Below are 15,886 nucleotides of genomic sequence, written 5' to 3'. Positions count from 1 at the left end.
CAGCCGGTGTTGCAGAAGGTCAGGGATCAGGACCTGGGGTGGGCTGGTGGCGGTGGCGGAGATGAGCCGGATGCGTTCCAGGGCGGTGAAGATCAGTCGTCCGGTGGGCCGGCCGGGGCTCTGCTCGGCTTTCTGGTGTGGCGCGATACCAAGGCCGCCCTGCTGATGTTCATTCGGACCAAGGACGTGACGGCGACCGTCCAGTCCGCTACGGCCGCCATCGAAGCCCACCCCAACTACAAACGGCGCGGTGCCCACGACAACGACGGCCGCATCGACGTCGTGATGCATGCCAACGGCGACCCCGACCGCGAGATCAAGCTCGCGTTCCTGCCGTTCTCCCCGCCACGAGACGCCACCAGCCGCTTCGCCAAAGCCAAGCGCTGACCGGCCCGCGGAACGACCCGTCCCACGGCGGTGATCGATCAATCACGCGGGATAGTCAGAAGCCGACGGGGGTTGAGCAGCATGCGAACGAAAAAGTCGCGGTAACGGGCCGGGCAGAAGCGGCTTGGCGTGACATTCCGTTCCGAACTCATCTGGACGAGAACGATGCCAGTAAGCCTTTGAGTGGCCCATCGCTCGGGACCTGCCCGACCGGACGCAAGGTAGCTGTGTGTAGCGGTCGCCTTCCCCAGCCGGTAGTGCACCAACGGCAGCCACCGCGCCACGCCGACGAGGATGCCGCGACCAGCGACACCTTGTCACATGGCACACACTGCGTTTGACCTCCTCATGATCCATCACCTGCAGCCAGCTCCAAACGACCGGCGCATCCCGCCCGCTTGATCCATCGGCCCCATCGGTCACTGCGGGAGAACTGCTCCGCGATGGCCTTGCCAGAGGGCAACCGGCCATCCGGCCGACAGTTGTTCTGAGCCCACCGCCACGCCAACCGATGCAGTTCCTGCGCGCGTTCCCGCGTCGGCTCCGTGCGTTCCTCCTCGCCGAAGGCTGATGCACTCAGACACAGCTCTGACTCCGTGTCGTCCACCGCCAGCGCCTCTGCAACCCGACTCTGCCGGATCTGCCCCATGAGCATTTCATACGCACCGATCAGCGCGAACGATGGCCAAGCCGCGATCACGCGGGCGGTTAGGGTGGGGTCAGCGATGGCCACATTGGCCGCCAGACTGGCCAGGCTACCCACGACCAGCAGCACCCACGGCAGGACTCCCCCGCGACGCCCACACCTGCTCGCGTGCAGCACTGACATCGATGAGGCCACGATCATGCCGTCCACGGCGAGCGGGATCAGCGTCGCCCCCAGCCAGCTTTCTCCGTTTCGTATCGCTAGCTCATGCATGTGCTGGTACGACACGACCGCAGCGATCCCTGCCACCAGCACTACCGACGTCGTAGTCGTCCGTCGAATCCAAGCATCAGCGGACGCGGCGAGGACCGAAGGCATCCTCATCGCTCAACACCGCCCTTGACCACCTCGGTACGAGCCTCAACGATTAGGCGGCCATGCGTAACCGCTGGTGGGAACGCCGAAGATTTGGTGGGTGCCCCGCCGGGGGCACTCATCTCCACCAGGCATTTCGCATGTTGACCTGCGGTTTCTCAGCCGTAGGTCTTTTGCTTGTCAGGCTCTGGTAGGTCGCCGAGGGCATCCGTATGCAGCCGTAGGACCATGATCCGGGGATATGGTCGGGATGATCTTGACGACGTTTTCCGAGGTCAACCGCCGGTTCGGCGTCATCCGGGTGTCCCACGACCCTCACGGTCAGCAGTGCGCAGCGCGATCAGGACCGTTTCGGCGGCCTCCGTGGGGACCTTGACCTGAGAGGGAAGCAAGGGCGGCAGGCATCCGCCTCGATGCAAGCTGCCGGAAGTCGGATAGTTTCGCCATGGGGATCGGGGACGAGTTCCACTACGTCGACATTCCACGTTGCGGCGCCTGCCGTTTGTAGGGCGGCCGAAAAGGTGCTCCTGGGGTCGATCACGACGCCGGAACGCGCCGACGGCCAGGACATCAAGCACTGGTTCCGCGGCCGGGTCGCCGCCGAACTGGGCGATCAGCGTGCCAGTTTGGTGCGGAGGAGCTCGGCGTCCGGCTGCACCAGCTCTTCAAAAATGGACAAGGCCTGCTGCCACGCCTCGCGGGCGGCCTCCTGGTCGCCCGACGCCGAGTGAGAGTCACCAATCCTGGTCAGGACGTCTGCCTCGTCATAGCGATTGCCCATGTCCCGCCACAGAATCAGCGCTGCCTCGTAGTGGGTGAGCGCCTGCTCATGTTGCCCTAATTCGGCGTACGTGTAGCCGAGGCTGTCGAGAGTGTCCGCCTCGCCATCGTGGTCGTTGAGGTCTTGGAAGAGCTTCAGCGCGGCGTTGCATGTCGCCAGCGCCGCTGGATACTCGCCGAGATGGGCGTGGCACCAGCCGAGATTCTCCAGGGCGTGGGCTTGGCCGGCCGGTTCGTGATGGCGCTTGTGCAGGCTCAGCGCGCGTTCGAGGTGCTCCTTAGCCTCTCCGTAGCGGTCCTGCTCCTCGTGGACGATGGCCAAGGCGATGAGCGTGTTGGCCTCATGCACCTCCGAGCCGACCTCCCGCAGGATGGCCAGCGCCTCGAACAGTTGCTCCTCGGCTTCGGCAAAGTGCCCGATGCGCGAGTGCGCGTAGCCGATGCTGGTACGGATCAGCGCTTCAGCCTCACGGTCACCCAGTCGCCTGGTCGCCCGCAGCGCGGCCTCGCTGGTGTGCAGCCGGTCGGACGCGTGACCGCGGCGGTCGAAGTAGACACCGAGCGTCCAGGCGAGCCGCCAGGCGTGCGTGTCGAATCCGTGGCGCAGGGCGTGATGGATGCTCTCCACCAGGCCGGTGTGCTCGGTTTCCAGCCAGTTGATGGCCTCTCCGTAGGTGGAGAACACGGGCACGGGGAGGCTGTCGGCGGAAGGCGGGAGGTCGATGCGGGTGCGGTTGGGAGTGATCAGGCGGTCGGCCGCATCGGCTGCCAGCAGTAGGAAGTCGAGGAATCGCCGCATGGCCTCCCTTCGGGATTCTGCGGGCTCGTCGCGCTCCACCTGGTCTGCGGCGAAGGTACGCAACAGGTCGTGGATGCGGTAGCGGTCGCGGGTCAGCTCGCTGACGAGGTTGGTCTCTACGAGCACGCTGAGTAACTGTCGGGTCAGGGCGAGCGGTGAGTCGGCCAGCGACGCCACGGCGGCAAGGCCGATCTCGGGGCCGGGGGCCAGCCCGAGCAGACCGAAAAGCCTGGCGGGATCGGGGGAAAGGCTGCGGTAGGACCAGGAGAAGACGGACGTGACGTTTGTCGTTTCGCTGTCGTGCAGATCCAAGGCGTAGAGCCGATCTCTCTCGGAGCGCAGGTCATCGGCGAGCGATTCCAGAGACCAATTGTAAATCGCCGCTCGTGCCCCGACTATGCTCAACGCGAGTGGTAATCTGCCGCAGAGTTCCACAAGTGTGGCTGCTGCGCTTCTTTCATTTTTGACGCGTTCGCTGTTCAAGTAGCGGACCAGTAGGTTGATCCCTTCCCGTCGGCCCATGAGCTTCATCGCCAAGGGTATGGCGCCGTGCTCCGCCACCAGCGCTCCCAACTTGTTTCGGCTGGTGACGATGGCCATGCAGGTCGGCGAACCGGGAAGAAGAGGGCGTACCTGATCGGTACTGAGAGCATTATCCAGTATGACCAGAACTTGTCGCCCATCGAGCAGGGATCGATAGAGCGAAATCTGATCATCCAGCTCGAACGGAATACTATCCGGCCTAATTCCCAACGCCGCGATAAAGCCCTTCAATGCTTGGCCTGGCGTCACCGGGACGCCGCTGGAGTCGAATCCCCGTAGATTCACATAAAGGTGCCCGTGGGGAAAACGGTCCGTGACCCCGTGGGCCCAGCGCAAGGCGAGCGTCGTCTTGCCGATCCCGGCCATGCCGCTGATGGCGTAGATGGCGCCAGGGCCAGGCCCGCGCTCGTCCAGGGCTCTGTCGAGCGCGGCAAGCTCGCTTTTCCTGCCGATGAAACGACTTGTCGCCGGTGGGAGCTGCCGCGGCACCACGGGAGCTGAGGACGTCTGCCAGTGGATCTGCACGCCCCCGCTGATCGATCCGGCCTGGATCGCCGGGCCATGGACCGAACCCGACAACACATTGGCCGGCTCGTCCTCCGACGACGCGGAAGGTGACACCTGCGCAATCACGGTCTGACTGGTTCCCTGCCGACGACACCGGCTTACCATCGATTCCAGGATTGCATGGTGCCTCTATCATGTCATTAAGCTCAAGAGATTAATACGCCTGAGACGAATGCGACTTACCGGGATAAAGAGGTCGACATGGACGAGACCGCCTTGGCTCTTGTGACCGCGGCCATTACCAGCCTCATCACCGGGGCAACCGGCGAGGCGGGCAAAGGGGCGTGGACGTCGCTCGTGGCCATGGTGAAAAAGACGTTCGGCAAGAAGGGCGAACAGGAACCGCCCTTGGAGCTCGTCGAGGCCGTCAAGGTGGAGGATCGGGACGTCATCGAACTGTCGGAAATCCTGGTGGAGCGGGCCGGGCAGGACGCCGAGTTCGCCAGCGAGCTGTCCGCCTGGCTCAAGGACGTCAAGGTGCTCGCGAAGTCCGACGGGCCCACCAATGTGGTGGCAGGAAACGCGAGGATCACCGGTCCTCTGATCCAGGGACGAGACTTCTCGGGGCCGATCAGCTTCGGCGCTCCTCCACCGGGCGCGAGCTGAAAGAGTCGAACGGAAGCTCGCACAGTGGCGGGAGACCACGCCCGACGCCCAGGTCAGCTACCTCTGCCACTCCATGGGCGGGCTATAGCCCGCTACTACTTGGAGGTGCTCGGCGGCAGGAGCACCGCCCGGCGACTGGTCACCATCGGGACACCGCATCAAGGAGCGGCCAAGGCCGCCGTCGCGCTCAGCCTGGGACCGCTGCCCGCGCTGCGGGCCCGGTTGGGGAGTTACGGCGACTTCCTGGGACCGGATCGGCGAGGTGATGAGCGAGTCTCCCTCAGTGCACCAACTGTTGCCGACCTACCGGTGTGCCCGTAGTGGACGAGCTTGCACAGGCTTGTGAGCGTTAGACCGGCGGCTAGACGTCGCCTGCGAAGTTCCCGGCCAAAGCTGAGTGGCTGCTGAACCACCTGGACCTCCCTCGCAGTCCGTTGCGCAGCCGAGAGTCGCTGCTGTAAGAGTGCGTCAGCGGCGCCAGTTGATCAAGGCCCGCTATGGTGTTTTCCGTTTCCACCTACAAGCCCCGTGCCTGACCAGCGAGGTTGCCAGCCAGCGTAAATAGGTGCATGCCTCCTGTGGTGATGCGCTCTACGAGCAGAAGGTCGGTGGCGTGGATATGCACATAACCGAAAGCTGAGCCGACGGCGCTCTGCTGCTTGATGGCAAGGGCGCGATCGGCGGTACGGCGGAGGGTGAGAGCGAGGTCGATCTCCACTCGAACGTGCATGTCGACCTGGGCCTCGGGGGCTCCGTACAGTACGGCGTTCAGTTCCTCGATATTGCGGATCTCCACGGCTTCGCGGGAGACCAGCGAACGCAGCGCTGTGGCCAGTACCCATTCGCGTTGCTGAGAGTCCATGGCGGATAGATGCGGCTTGGGGTTCTCCTGCCCTGGCGGCGGATACAGGCGGCCGGTGCCACGGGCGGGTCCGTCATGCTGGGAGAGTAAAGGTTCGACGTCTGACGGAGTGTTACGCATGTCCATAGAACTCCAGTCCACCGGTATGTTCACGATCGGCGACAAGAGCGTTCATCGCCTCGGCTTCGGCGCCATGAGTCTGACCGGGCCCGGGGTCTGGGGGCCGCCCCGCGACCATGACGAGGCCGTCCGGGTGCTGCGCCGGGCCGTCGAGCTGGGCGTCGACTTCATCGACACCGCCGACTCGTACGGGCCGTACATCAATGAGGAGATCATCCGGGAGGCGCTGTACCCGTACCCTGAGCAGCTCCTGATCGCGACCAAGGCCGGGTTCGTGCGTCCGGGGCCGGCGCAGTGGGTGGTCGTGGGCCGGCCCGCGTACCTGCGGCAGGAGGTCGAGATGAGCCTGCGCCGGCTCAAAGTGGACCGGATCGACCTGCTCCAGCTGCACCGCATCGATCCGGAGGTGCCGCTGGAGGACCAGCTCGGGGAGCTCAAGGCGCTGCGCGATGAAGGCAAGATCGGCAGTGTCGGCCTGTCCGAGGTGAGTGTCGAGGAGCTGGAGCGGTCGCGGCGCATCGTCGAGATCGTCAGCGTGCAGAACCGGTACAACCTCACCAACCGGTTCTCGGAGGGGGTGCTGGAGCACTGCGAGGAGCAGGGGATCGGGTTCATCCCCTACAGCCCCATCGCCAAGGGTGCGCTTGCGGCGCCCGGCAGCCCCGTGGACCACGTCGCCAAGGCCGTCGGCGCCACGCCCGCGCAGGTCAGCCTGGCCTGGCTGCTGGCCCGTTCGCCGGTGACGATGCCGATTCCCGGCACCTCCACGGTCGCCCACCTTGAGGAGAACCTGGCGGCCTCGACGGTGGCGCTGACCGCCGAGCAGTTCAGCGAGCTGGGCTGAACGGGCCGGCCCCTTGACAGGGGCCGGCCCTCTCGTGGGTCAGCCCAGGCCGTTCCTCATGGCCGTGAGCAGCTCGGCGTTGGTGGTGTCGCCGCTGAGCTCCCAGAAGAACGCGCCGCCGAGGCCCTGGCTCTTCGAGTAGCTCATCTTGCCGCCGATCGTGTTCGGCGTGTCGTAGCTCCACCACTGGCCGCCGCAGTACGCGTACGCGGTGCCCGCGACCGTGCCGGTGGCCGGGCAGCGGGTCTTGAGCACCTTGTAGTCCTCGATGCCCTGTTCGTACGTGCCCGGCGCCGCTCCCGTGGCCGTGCCGCCCGGCGCGGCCTGCGTGACCCCGGTCCAGCCGCGGCCGTAGAAGCCGATGCCGAGCAGCAGTTTGCTCGCCGGCACGCCCTTGCCCTTGAGCTTCTGGATCGCGTTGTCGGAGTAGAACCCGGCGATCGGGATGCCGGCGTAGGAGGTGAGCGGCGAGTGCGGGGCGGTCGGGCCCTGTGCCGCCCAGGCGCCGAAGTAGTCGTACGTCATGACGTTGTACCAGTCGACGTACTGCGCGGCGCCGGCGTAGTCGGCCGCGTCGATCTTGCCGCCGTTGGTGCCGTCGGCGGTGATGGCCGCGGTGACCAGGTTGCCGGAGCCGAAGCGGGAGCGCAGCGCCGACATGACGTTCCTGAACGCGGCCGGGCCGCTGGTGTCGCAGGTGAGGCCGCAGGCGTTCGGGTACTCCCAGTCGATGTCGATGCCGTCGAACACGTCCGCCCAGCGCGGGTCCTCGACCAGCTTGTAGCAGGAGTCGGCGAACGCGGCCGGGTTCTGGGCGGCCTGGGTGAAGCCGCCGGACCAGGTCCAGCCGCCGAAGGAGAACAGCACCTTCAGGTTCGGGTACTTCTTCTTGAGCTTGCGCAGCTGGTTGAAGCTGCCGCGCAGCGCGCCGGCGTCCCACGTGTCGGCCACGCCGTCCACGCTCTCGCTCGCCTGGTAGAAGCGGTCGTAGTCGGCGTAGCTGTCACCGATCGTGCACTGGCCGTTCTGCACGTTGCCGAACGCGTAGTTGATGTGGGTCAGCTTGGCGGCCGAGCCACTCGTGTCGATGTTCTTGACGTGGTATCCGCGCTGGTAGACGCCCCACTGCACGAAGTAGCCGAGCACCTTGTCGCCGCCGCCACCGCCGCCACCGCCGCCCGTGGTCGTGGCCGTGATGGTGTTGCTGTTGGCGGAGCGGTTGCCGGCGGCGTCGCGGGCGCGGACGGTGTAGGTGTGGGCGGTGTTGGCGGTCAGTCCGGTGTCGGTGTGGGTGGTGCTGGTGACGGTGGTGATGAGGGTGCCGCCGCGGTAGATCTCGTAGCCGGTGACGGCGACGTTGTCGGTGGAGGCGTCCCAGGCGAGGGAGACGCTGCTGGCGGTGACGCCCGTTGAGCGCAGGTTGCCCGGGACCGATGGCGCGGTGGTGTCCGTGCCGCCGCCGGTCGCGGGCTTCCACAGGGCGGGGACGTTCGGGGGCTCCCAGCCGGGCTGGGAGGTGTGGCTCTGGATGCACTCGTACTCGACGCCGTTGTACGTGACGTGCGTGCCGGCCGTGTACGCCGTCCACGGCGCCCACTCTGCCGCGGCGGCGTACACCGAGGCCGAGGCCTGCGGCGGGGCGACCGCCACGGTGGTGAGGGGGAGCAGTAACGCCACCAGGATCTTGCTCAGGGTGCTGTGTCTCATGGCTCTCCGACATCCGGTTGGGGGTGTATGGGGGGTTGGGATGTCAGGAAACTATTAGGAAAGTTTCCTTTAAGTTATGAGACGACGTTAGCCTTTGCCTGCGGAGGCGTCAACGGGGTGGCCGTAGTGTCACTCGGCGGCGATGGGCGTCCCGGTGAAGAACCGCAGGCTCCGCTCCGGCTCGGGGGTGGGCAGTTCGACGTGGCCGATGGGGGCGATGCCACCGGCGCCCGATCAACGGCTTTGATCATTTGAGCCCGTTCTGTCAGTGGGGTCGGGTAAGTTCCCGGATCAATTGATCAGCCGGCCGCGCAGGAGCGGGCACTCCCGCCTGCACCCGCGAGCCGGCCGGGGCGGGAGGTTCTGAGGTCGTGGACGCGGACATAACCGCGTGGGAGCAGCGCAGCGTGGTGCAAGTGGTGCCGCCTGTCAAGCCGCGCAAGCTGGCGAAGGTGCCCTTCGTCGAGCTGGCCGACGGGCGCTTGCAGGGGGTCGTGTCGAGCGGGTCCGACATCGAGCGGGTCTACGTCTCGTCGATCACCGCCGGCGCCCACGCGCTGAGCTGCAGCACCAACAACAACCGGCCGTGCGGCGCGCTGCACGGCTACGCCTGCAAGCACATTCACCAGCTGGCCGACGAGGCGGTCCTGCAGTACGGCTTCGAGCGGGTCACCCGTTACCTGGGGGTGGAGGTGCCGGAGGGCCAGGGCCTGATGTCCGCCATCAACGGGCCGATCGAGCGCACCCCCGCCGCCGTGGTGTTCAGCCGGTTCCTGCGCCACCTGGCCTACCTCGAGGTGCCCGGCAGCACGGAGCCGCTGGCCGAGCTGCACTGGTTCCCTGCGACGGGGGCGGTGCGCTGATGCCCGGGCTTCAGGAAGGAAAGGCGGTGCGGTGATGCTGGACGTACAGCTCGGTGAGCTGCTCGGCGACGCACCCGCGGGGGTCGGCGAGGCGCTCGACCTGGTGGCGGGGTTCGACGAGGCGCTCACCCACGGGTTCGCCCGGCTCGGTGAGGAGGCGTCCGCGGGGCTGGCGGCCCTGGCGGGCGCGCTGGCCGCGAGCCCGCTCGGCGACCGGATCGGCGAGGCGGCCGAGAAGGTGAGCGCGGGATCGATCGGCGACGAGCACCTCGCGGCGCTGGCCGGTGGACGGGCGGCGCTGTTCGGGGCGGTGCACGACGCGCTGCTCGCCCGGCTCGACACGGCGATCGGCCGCACCCGCGCGGCCTGGGCGCCCGCGGAAGGCGCGGACGATCCTGAGAGCATGCTCGCCGGATGCCGTGGCTGGCTGCGGGAGCTGGCCATCACCGGCTGGCGCGGCGTCGACCACGACCTCGTCTCCTCCTCCGACCAGGCGATCGAGGCGCTGCTCGCCGTGCCAGGCATGCGCGGGCTGGCGGTGCTGCTCGACGGCCTGGCGGCGGAGCTGCGGGCGTCGTGCCCGGTCGCCACGATGGACCTGCTGCCCGCGCGCCGCTGGGGCGACCTGTGGACGCGCGCCCTGCTGCTGTCCCAGAAGGGCGCCCAGCAGAGTGCCCAGAAGAGTGCATGGAACGGCGCCGCCGAGCCGGTCTCGGGGCGGCTGCTGATCCTCGGCACGGACGTGCACGAGCACGCCACCGCCGTCCGGGTGCAGGTCCACGGCATACTCGAGCCCGGCGGGGGCGCCCACTCCAGGCTGGTACGCACGAGCGTGGCGGCCGCGAAGGTGGACACGATCTCCGGCCCGTCCGTGTGGCGGCTGATGGGTGACCACCCCGTGCTCATGGGCGCGCTGGCCGAGCACCTCAGCCTGGAGATCACCGGCATGCCGCTGCTCCCGGGCGGCGACCTGGTGTGGCACGACGACCGGGCGAAAGCCGGCGAGGCGGCCGACCCGTTCGCGACGGCGCGGGTCCAGCTCGCCACGGCCGAGGCGCCGCCGACCCCGCCCCTCGACCGCCATCCCGTACGCATCGCGGAGCCCGTCTTCCTCGAGGGTTACACGATCGACGGCGAGACGCTCGACCTGGGCGGCAACAGGCTCCCGGTGGCCCTCGACCGGCTGCCGGCCTGCGGACCGCTCACGCCCGAGCTGGTGTCGGCCTCCTCCGCGTGCATCGGCCTGATGCGCTGGGACGGCGGGCAGTGGCTCCTGCAGCCGCTCGCCGTGCAGGCCACCGTCAAGAAGAAGCCCGTCGTCGCGCACACCGGCGACTGGGCCATGGGCCCCACCGACCCCAAGGTCGTCAAGGCCGGGGCCAAGGCCGGCGACGTGGTCGCCGTGCTACGCGAGCGAGCGGGGCGGTTGCTGCGGAAATGACCGATTCCCAGACGACCTCGGACGGGACGCGGCGCCAGGTGCTCTACTGGCGGTTGCTGTCCCGCCTGTTCGGCGCCGACGAGCAGCCCACCCTGGAACGGGCGAGCGTGGCCATCGTCGACGACCTCGGCCTGCCGCCGGCCCTGCTCGACCCCGGCATCTCGGTCGACAACCTCGTGCAGCGCTTCCCCGGCCTGGCCGCCGAGTTCGAGGGCCTGATGGCGGAGCGGGACCACGAGGAAGGCGACGAGGTCCGCCGCGCGGCCCTGGTCTCCAAGCTGCTGCTCAACGTGTTCGCCACGGGCTCGGGCAACGTCACCGCGGGACAGCTGGAGGCGTGGAAACAGGACGCGGCCTGGTTCGAGCGCGGCATGGGCTGCGAGCCGGGCGGGCTGCGCCACAGCCCCGGCAACGAAGAGCTGGCCGGGCTGCTCGCCGGGCTGGAGGGCGACCTGGTCAAGCGCATGCACCTGCGTGAGGTGCTCGCGGACCCGGCGCTGGCCAGGCAGCTCACGCCCAGCATGTCGCTCATCGAGCAGCTGCTGCGCGACAAGTCCAACCTGTCGGGCGTCGCGCTGGCCAACGCCAAGGCGCTGATCCGCAGATATGTGGACGAGGTCGCCGAGGTGCTGCGTACCCAGGTGGAGCAGACCAGCGCGGGCGTCATCGACCGGTCGGTGCCGCCGAAGCGGGTCTTCCGCAACCTCGACATCGAGCGCACCATCTGGAAGAACCTCACCAACTGGAGCCCGGAGGACCAGCGACTCTACGTCGACCGGCTCTACTACAGGCAGACCGCCCGCCGCACCACCCCGGCCCGGCTGATCGTGGTCGTCGACCAGTCGGGCTCGATGGTGGACTCGATGGTCAACTGCACCATCCTGGCGTCGATCTTCGCCGGACTGCCGAAGGTGGACGTGCACCTCATCGCGTACGACACCCGGGCGATCGACCTGACCCCGTGGGTGCACGACCCGTTCGAGGTGCTGCTCCGTACCAAGCTCGGCGGCGGCAACGACGGCCCGGTCGCGATGGCCATGGCCCGCCCGAAGATCGCCGATCCGCGTAACACCGTGATGGTGTGGATCTCCGACTTCTACGAGTTCGACCGCTCTCAGCCGCTCTACGACGGCATCGAATCGGTCTACCGCTCCGGGGTGAAGTTCATCCCCGTCGGCTCGGTCAACAGCTCGGGCCAGGAGAGCGTGGACCCGTGGTTCCGCAAGAAATTCAAGGACCTGGGCACCCCGGTGATCTCAGGCCACATCCGCAAGCTCGTCTTCGAGCTGAAGAACTTCCTCGCTTAGGAGACCCTCTTATGAGTGACGATATGCTGCGCGCCCCCGCAGAGGTGAAGTACGCCGAGGAGCTCGACTATCTGGAGTCGATCGACGACGGCCCCAAGCCGTTCTCGTGGCGGCTCAGCCCCCGCATGATCCGGCTGTTCGTCCTCGGCTCCGAGCGCTCCGACGGGCTCGACAGGGAGATCCCGCAGAAGTGGTTCGGTGACCGCAGCTTCGTCGAGCGCAGCATCGTGACCCTGGCCTCCGACCGGGGGCTGCTGCTCATCGGCGACCCGGGCACCGGCAAGAGCTGGCTGGCCGAGCTGCTGTCCGCGGCCATCTGCCGCAACTCCACGCTGGTGGTCCAGGGCACCGCGGGCACGACCGAGGACCACATCAAATACTCGTGGAACGTCTCCATGGTCATCGCCAAGGGCCAGTCCCGGGAGTCGATGATCCCCTCGCCGATCATGACGGCGATGGAGAAGGGCGTGATCGGCCGCTTCGAGGAGCTGACCCGCTCGACCAGCGACGTGCAGGACGCGCTCATCTCGATCCTGTCCGAGAAGTACGTCTCCATCCCCGAGCTCGACGACGACAACATCGTCTTCGCCCAGCCCGGCTTCTCCATCATCGCCACCGCCAACAGCCGCGACCGGGGCGTCAACGACCTGTCGTCCGCGCTCAAGCGCCGCTTCAACTTCGTCCGCATCCCCGTCGTGACGAACAAGAAGAGCGAGGCCGAGATCGTCCGCTTCCGCACCGAGGAGCTGCTGCGCAGGCACCGGATCGAGCTGGACGTCCCGCCCACGCTGCTGGACATCCTGCTGCAGAGCTTCGCCGACCTGCGTTCGGCCGCCGCGTCGGCCACCAGCGACGACGAGAAGCTGGAGTCGGCGCTGTCCACCGCCGAGCAGATCGGCGTACTGGAGGACGCCATCCTGCACAGCCAATTCTTCGGCGACCGCACGCTGCGCGCGCAGACCCTCGCCGGCTCCCTGGTCGGCTCGCTGGCCAGGCGCAGCCCCGAGGATCTCGCGATCCTGAACAAGTACTGGCACGGCGTCGTCGAGCCCCGCAGCAAGAAGGACGGCGGGGAGTGGCCGGAGTTCCTCGAGGGCGGCCGCGAAGCCATCGCCACCCTGTCATGAGCACGTTCGACCCGTTGCGGGAGCAGCTGACCCAGGCGGCGCGGGAGTTCGGCGGCGACGTCGTGTCCGACGTCCTGACGGGGCTGGTGGACGACGTGGACCGGGCGCTGCGTGAGGAGCTGGAGATCTTCCCGGTCTGCCACCACTCGCCGGCCTCGGCGCTGGCCATGGTGCGCAGGCTGCGGGAGAAGCAGCCGAAGGTCATCTACCTGGAGCTCTGCGAGGACCTGCAGCCGCTGCTGACCGAGCTGCGCAACTGCCGGCTGCCGGTGGCGGTGCAGGCGTTCGCGACCGACATCGACGGCTTCCCCGCGTCGTGGGCGCCGCTCAGCGTGGTGGCGCCCATCACGGAGGCCTCCGCCGAATACCAGGCCATCTCGTACGCGCTGGAGACCCCGGGCGTCGAGCTGGTGCTGGTCGACAGGTCGACCGACCACGTCTTCCAGTGGGCACCGAAGGAGGAGCCCGACAAGAAGGAGCACACGGAAGAGGGCGGCCTGCACGGCGACGCGGTGGGCGTCGAGATCGGCGACCTGCGCCCCCGCTTCGCCGAGTTGGAGGAGCACCTGCTCCACCACGGCAAGGTGCGCCACTGGTCCGAGTGGTGGGACCAGTACGTCGAGCAACCCCTCGCCGGAGCGGACTACGACACCTACCGCCAGGTCATGGTGCTGATCGGCAGCCTGTTCCGCCGCCTTGACCGCGGCGGCGACCGGCTGTCCGTGGACGAGGACCGCGAGCGCTACATGTGGACCAGGATGCGCGAGCACCTGGCGGCGTCCGGGGCCGACCCCGCCGACTGCCTCTACGTGTGCGGCGCCTTCCACGCCGCCAGCCGCGTGGAGCAGTTCGGGCTGGGGTCCACGGCGAGCTTCGAGATCAGCCCGCGCACCGGCACGAAATGGCTGTACGGGCTCATCCCGTCCAGCCACTCGGCCATCGAGGCCCAGTTCGGGCTGGCCTCGGGCTCGGTGTCGATCGCGGCGGCGTCCTGGGCCAAGTCGCTGACCCGTAACAAGCTGACGCCGTTCCAGCTGGCCGGGCAGAAGGGCGCGCGCAAACGCGCGGCCAAGCTGCCCGTGCCCGTCACCCGGGGCGAGGTGGCCGACCGGCTGACCGGGTTCCTGTCGAAGCCGCCCGCGCTCGACGAGATGGACGAGGCCGAGCTGCTCGGCTGGAGCGTAGACATCGTCCGGCTGGCCCGCCGCAACGGCTACCTGGCCAGCACCGCCGACGCCATCGCCGTCTTCGAGACCTCGATCCTGCTCGCCGGCATGCGCAACCGGGCCAGGCCCACCCCGTACGACTTCCAGGACGCGGCCGTCACGTGCATCGAGAAGGACGTCGTGCCGGGCCGCCGCGACGTGCGGCGGCTGTGCGAGATCCTGCTCGGCGGCGACCGCGTGGGCGAGGTCGGCTACGACGCGATGCCGCCGCTGGCCCGCGACGTGTACGACCGGCTCGCGCCGCTCGGGCTGGACCTGGAGAAGCGCACGATCCAGCGGGCGCTGCTCGACCTCAACGCCGACCCCGACCTGGTGCCCTGCTCCGACCTGCTGTGGAAGCTGCGCTACCTGCTGCCTTCCGATGCCGTGCGCCCCATCATGGGCGAGCGCGGGCTGGGGGAGCGCTCGATCCAGGAGAGCTGGGACGTGGCGTTCGGCAAGCACCAGCGTTCGATCATCGAGCTGGGCTACGCGGGCGTCACCATCGAACAGGTGCTGGAGCAGCGGCTGCGCCGTTCCGTCTGGGACCCGAAGGCCACCGCGGCCGTCGCGCTGGCGGCGGTCGAGGACGCGGTCATCTTCCTCGGCAGCCGGCGCTTCGCCGACGAGCTGGGGGCACGGGCGGTGGAGCTGCTCGCCTCCGAGCGGAGTGTGGACGACGCGCCCGAGGTGCTGCGCAGGATCCGGCGGCTGATGGCGTACTACCGCGCCCACGAGCCGGAGCTGCCGGCCTGGTGCGAGGAGTTCGCGACCGCCGGATACGCCCATTACTGCACCCTGCTGCCGACCGCGTTCGTGGCTGACGACACCGGGGTGCGGCAGGTCGCCGCCATGCTCGGATTCCTGTTCTCGATGGAGAGCCTCGCGATCTCGCTGGGCTGCGACCGGGCCCAGCTGGAGCTGGCCGTGCAGCAGTCCCATCCCGAGTCGCCGGCCAAGGTGGCGCTGCTGTGGGCCGCGCGGTCCCAGCTCGGGCTGCTGTCGCAGGCCGAGCTGCGGGAGCGGTGCGACGAACTGCTGGCCAACCCGCTGGTCGTGCCGTCGTTCCCGCACTACATCATCGGGTTCGTCCAGGCCATGGAGCCCGTCCCCGCCCTGTCGGGCTTCGTGGTGGAGGTCATCTCCAAGGCGTTCGGGCGGCTGCCCGACCGGGTGCTGCTGCCGTGGTTGCCGAAGCTGATCACGGCGCTGCGGGACCAGGCGGGGGAGCTGGTGCCGGTGCTCGTACGCGAGGCGGGGCGCACGTTCCCCGGCACGCTGGGCGCCGTGGACAGCTGGGTGCCGCCCTGGTCGGCCCGCCCCGCCGCGGCCACGCCCGCCGCGCCGGCGGCCTCGGGGCCGGTGGCCGAGCTGCTCATGGGGCATCCGGCGGCGTGCGACGCGGTGGCGGGACTGCTCGGATGCGAGGGCTCCTGGCAGGCTCCGGCGGCAGGCGGGGCGGACCACGGGGAGGTGACCGCGCTCCTGGCCGACCACCCGGAGCCCGCTCTGGCGGTCGCGGGCCTGCTCGCCTGAACCGGTCTCCGCTCGCCGGGCGTTCTGGTCCGAGGACCGGTCAGCCCCGCAGCCCGCGCAGGCCGGCAGCCCGGCCGGCCCGCGCGGTGTCCCTGCTGCCGGTGTCGCAATCCTTTCTCCTCGGCGCGCGATCACCGCTCACACCGGGAGATACGCCGGGAATGCGAGAAG

The 15,886-nt window shown here is 68.5% G+C and carries 12 protein-coding genes; 8 read left to right on the top strand and 4 right to left on the bottom strand.

The window, feature by feature from the left end; translation table 11 throughout:
- Positions 1–6: 6 nt before the first annotated feature.
- A complete protein-coding gene (locus ABN273_RS24910; protein WP_349451398.1) occupies positions 7–387 on the top strand; it encodes a hypothetical protein in 381 nt (126 codons plus the stop codon).
- A 346-nt stretch (positions 388–733) separates the two neighbouring features.
- On the opposite strand, the gene ABN273_RS24905 is transcribed toward ABN273_RS24910, so the two are convergent.
- Both ABN273_RS24905 and ABN273_RS24900 read right to left on the bottom strand, forming a co-directional pair.
- On the bottom strand, positions 734–1,411 hold the full coding sequence (locus tag ABN273_RS24905; RefSeq protein WP_349451397.1) for a DUF2637 domain-containing protein: 678 nt from the start codon (positions 1,409–1,411) through the stop codon (positions 734–736).
- A gap of 610 nt (positions 1,412–2,021) precedes the next feature.
- A complete protein-coding gene (locus ABN273_RS24900) occupies positions 2,022–4,163 on the bottom strand; it encodes an ATP-binding protein (RefSeq protein ID WP_349451396.1) in 2,142 nt (713 codons plus the stop codon).
- Positions 4,164–4,298: 135 nt separating this feature from the next.
- On the opposite strand from ABN273_RS24900, the gene ABN273_RS24895 reads away from it, so the two are divergent.
- On the top strand, positions 4,299–4,703 hold the full coding sequence (locus ABN273_RS24895) for a hypothetical protein (protein WP_349451395.1): 405 nt from the start codon (positions 4,299–4,301) through the stop codon (positions 4,701–4,703).
- 517 nt (positions 4,704–5,220) lie between these two features.
- Here the strand turns inward: ABN273_RS24895 and ABN273_RS24890 are convergent.
- Positions 5,221–5,691: a hypothetical protein gene (locus ABN273_RS24890; RefSeq protein ID WP_349451394.1), complete on the bottom strand. Its 471-nt coding sequence runs from the start codon at positions 5,689–5,691 to the stop codon at positions 5,221–5,223.
- Here ABN273_RS24890 and ABN273_RS24885 point away from each other — a divergent pair.
- The gene (locus tag ABN273_RS24885; RefSeq protein ID WP_349451393.1) at positions 5,684–6,529 is read left to right on the top strand and encodes an aldo/keto reductase; all 846 of its coding nucleotides are present in this window, start codon (positions 5,684–5,686) and stop codon (positions 6,527–6,529) included. The genes ABN273_RS24890 and ABN273_RS24885 overlap by 8 nt on opposite strands.
- Before the next feature lie 39 nt (positions 6,530–6,568).
- On the opposite strand, the gene ABN273_RS24880 is transcribed toward ABN273_RS24885, so the two are convergent.
- Positions 6,569–8,236 (bottom strand): glycosyl hydrolase family 18 protein, encoded by a 1,668-nt coding sequence (locus tag ABN273_RS24880; protein WP_349451392.1) that lies wholly within the window; start codon positions 8,234–8,236, stop codon positions 6,569–6,571.
- Between the two features lie 371 nt (positions 8,237–8,607).
- On the opposite strand from ABN273_RS24880, the gene ABN273_RS24875 reads away from it, so the two are divergent.
- From ABN273_RS24875 to ABN273_RS24855, 5 genes are read left to right on the top strand one after another with little or no spacing between them, the layout of a single operon-like run.
- Positions 8,608–9,099, top strand: coding sequence for a hypothetical protein (locus ABN273_RS24875; RefSeq protein WP_349451391.1), 492 nt, complete (start codon positions 8,608–8,610; stop codon positions 9,097–9,099).
- A gap of 34 nt (positions 9,100–9,133) precedes the next feature.
- Entirely contained in the window at positions 9,134–10,540 is a 1,407-nt protein-coding gene (locus ABN273_RS24870) for a hypothetical protein (protein WP_349451443.1), read from the top strand.
- Positions 10,537–11,847: a VWA domain-containing protein gene (locus tag ABN273_RS24865; protein ID WP_349451390.1), complete on the top strand. Its 1,311-nt coding sequence runs from the start codon at positions 10,537–10,539 to the stop codon at positions 11,845–11,847. The genes ABN273_RS24870 and ABN273_RS24865 overlap by 4 nt, the downstream gene beginning before the upstream one ends.
- A gap of 11 nt (positions 11,848–11,858) precedes the next feature.
- Positions 11,859–12,974: an ATP-binding protein gene (locus tag ABN273_RS24860; protein WP_349451389.1), complete on the top strand. Its 1,116-nt coding sequence runs from the start codon at positions 11,859–11,861 to the stop codon at positions 12,972–12,974.
- The gene (locus ABN273_RS24855) at positions 12,971–15,715 is read left to right on the top strand and encodes a DUF5682 family protein (protein ID WP_349451388.1); all 2,745 of its coding nucleotides are present in this window, start codon (positions 12,971–12,973) and stop codon (positions 15,713–15,715) included. The genes ABN273_RS24860 and ABN273_RS24855 overlap by 4 nt, the downstream gene beginning before the upstream one ends.
- Positions 15,716–15,886 lie beyond the last annotated feature (171 nt).

Source organism: Nonomuraea sp. B19D2, assembly GCF_040137845.1.
Classification (GTDB): Bacteria; Actinomycetota; Actinomycetes; order Streptosporangiales; family Streptosporangiaceae; genus Nonomuraea.
This window is presented reverse-complemented; position numbering and strand designations above follow the sequence as displayed.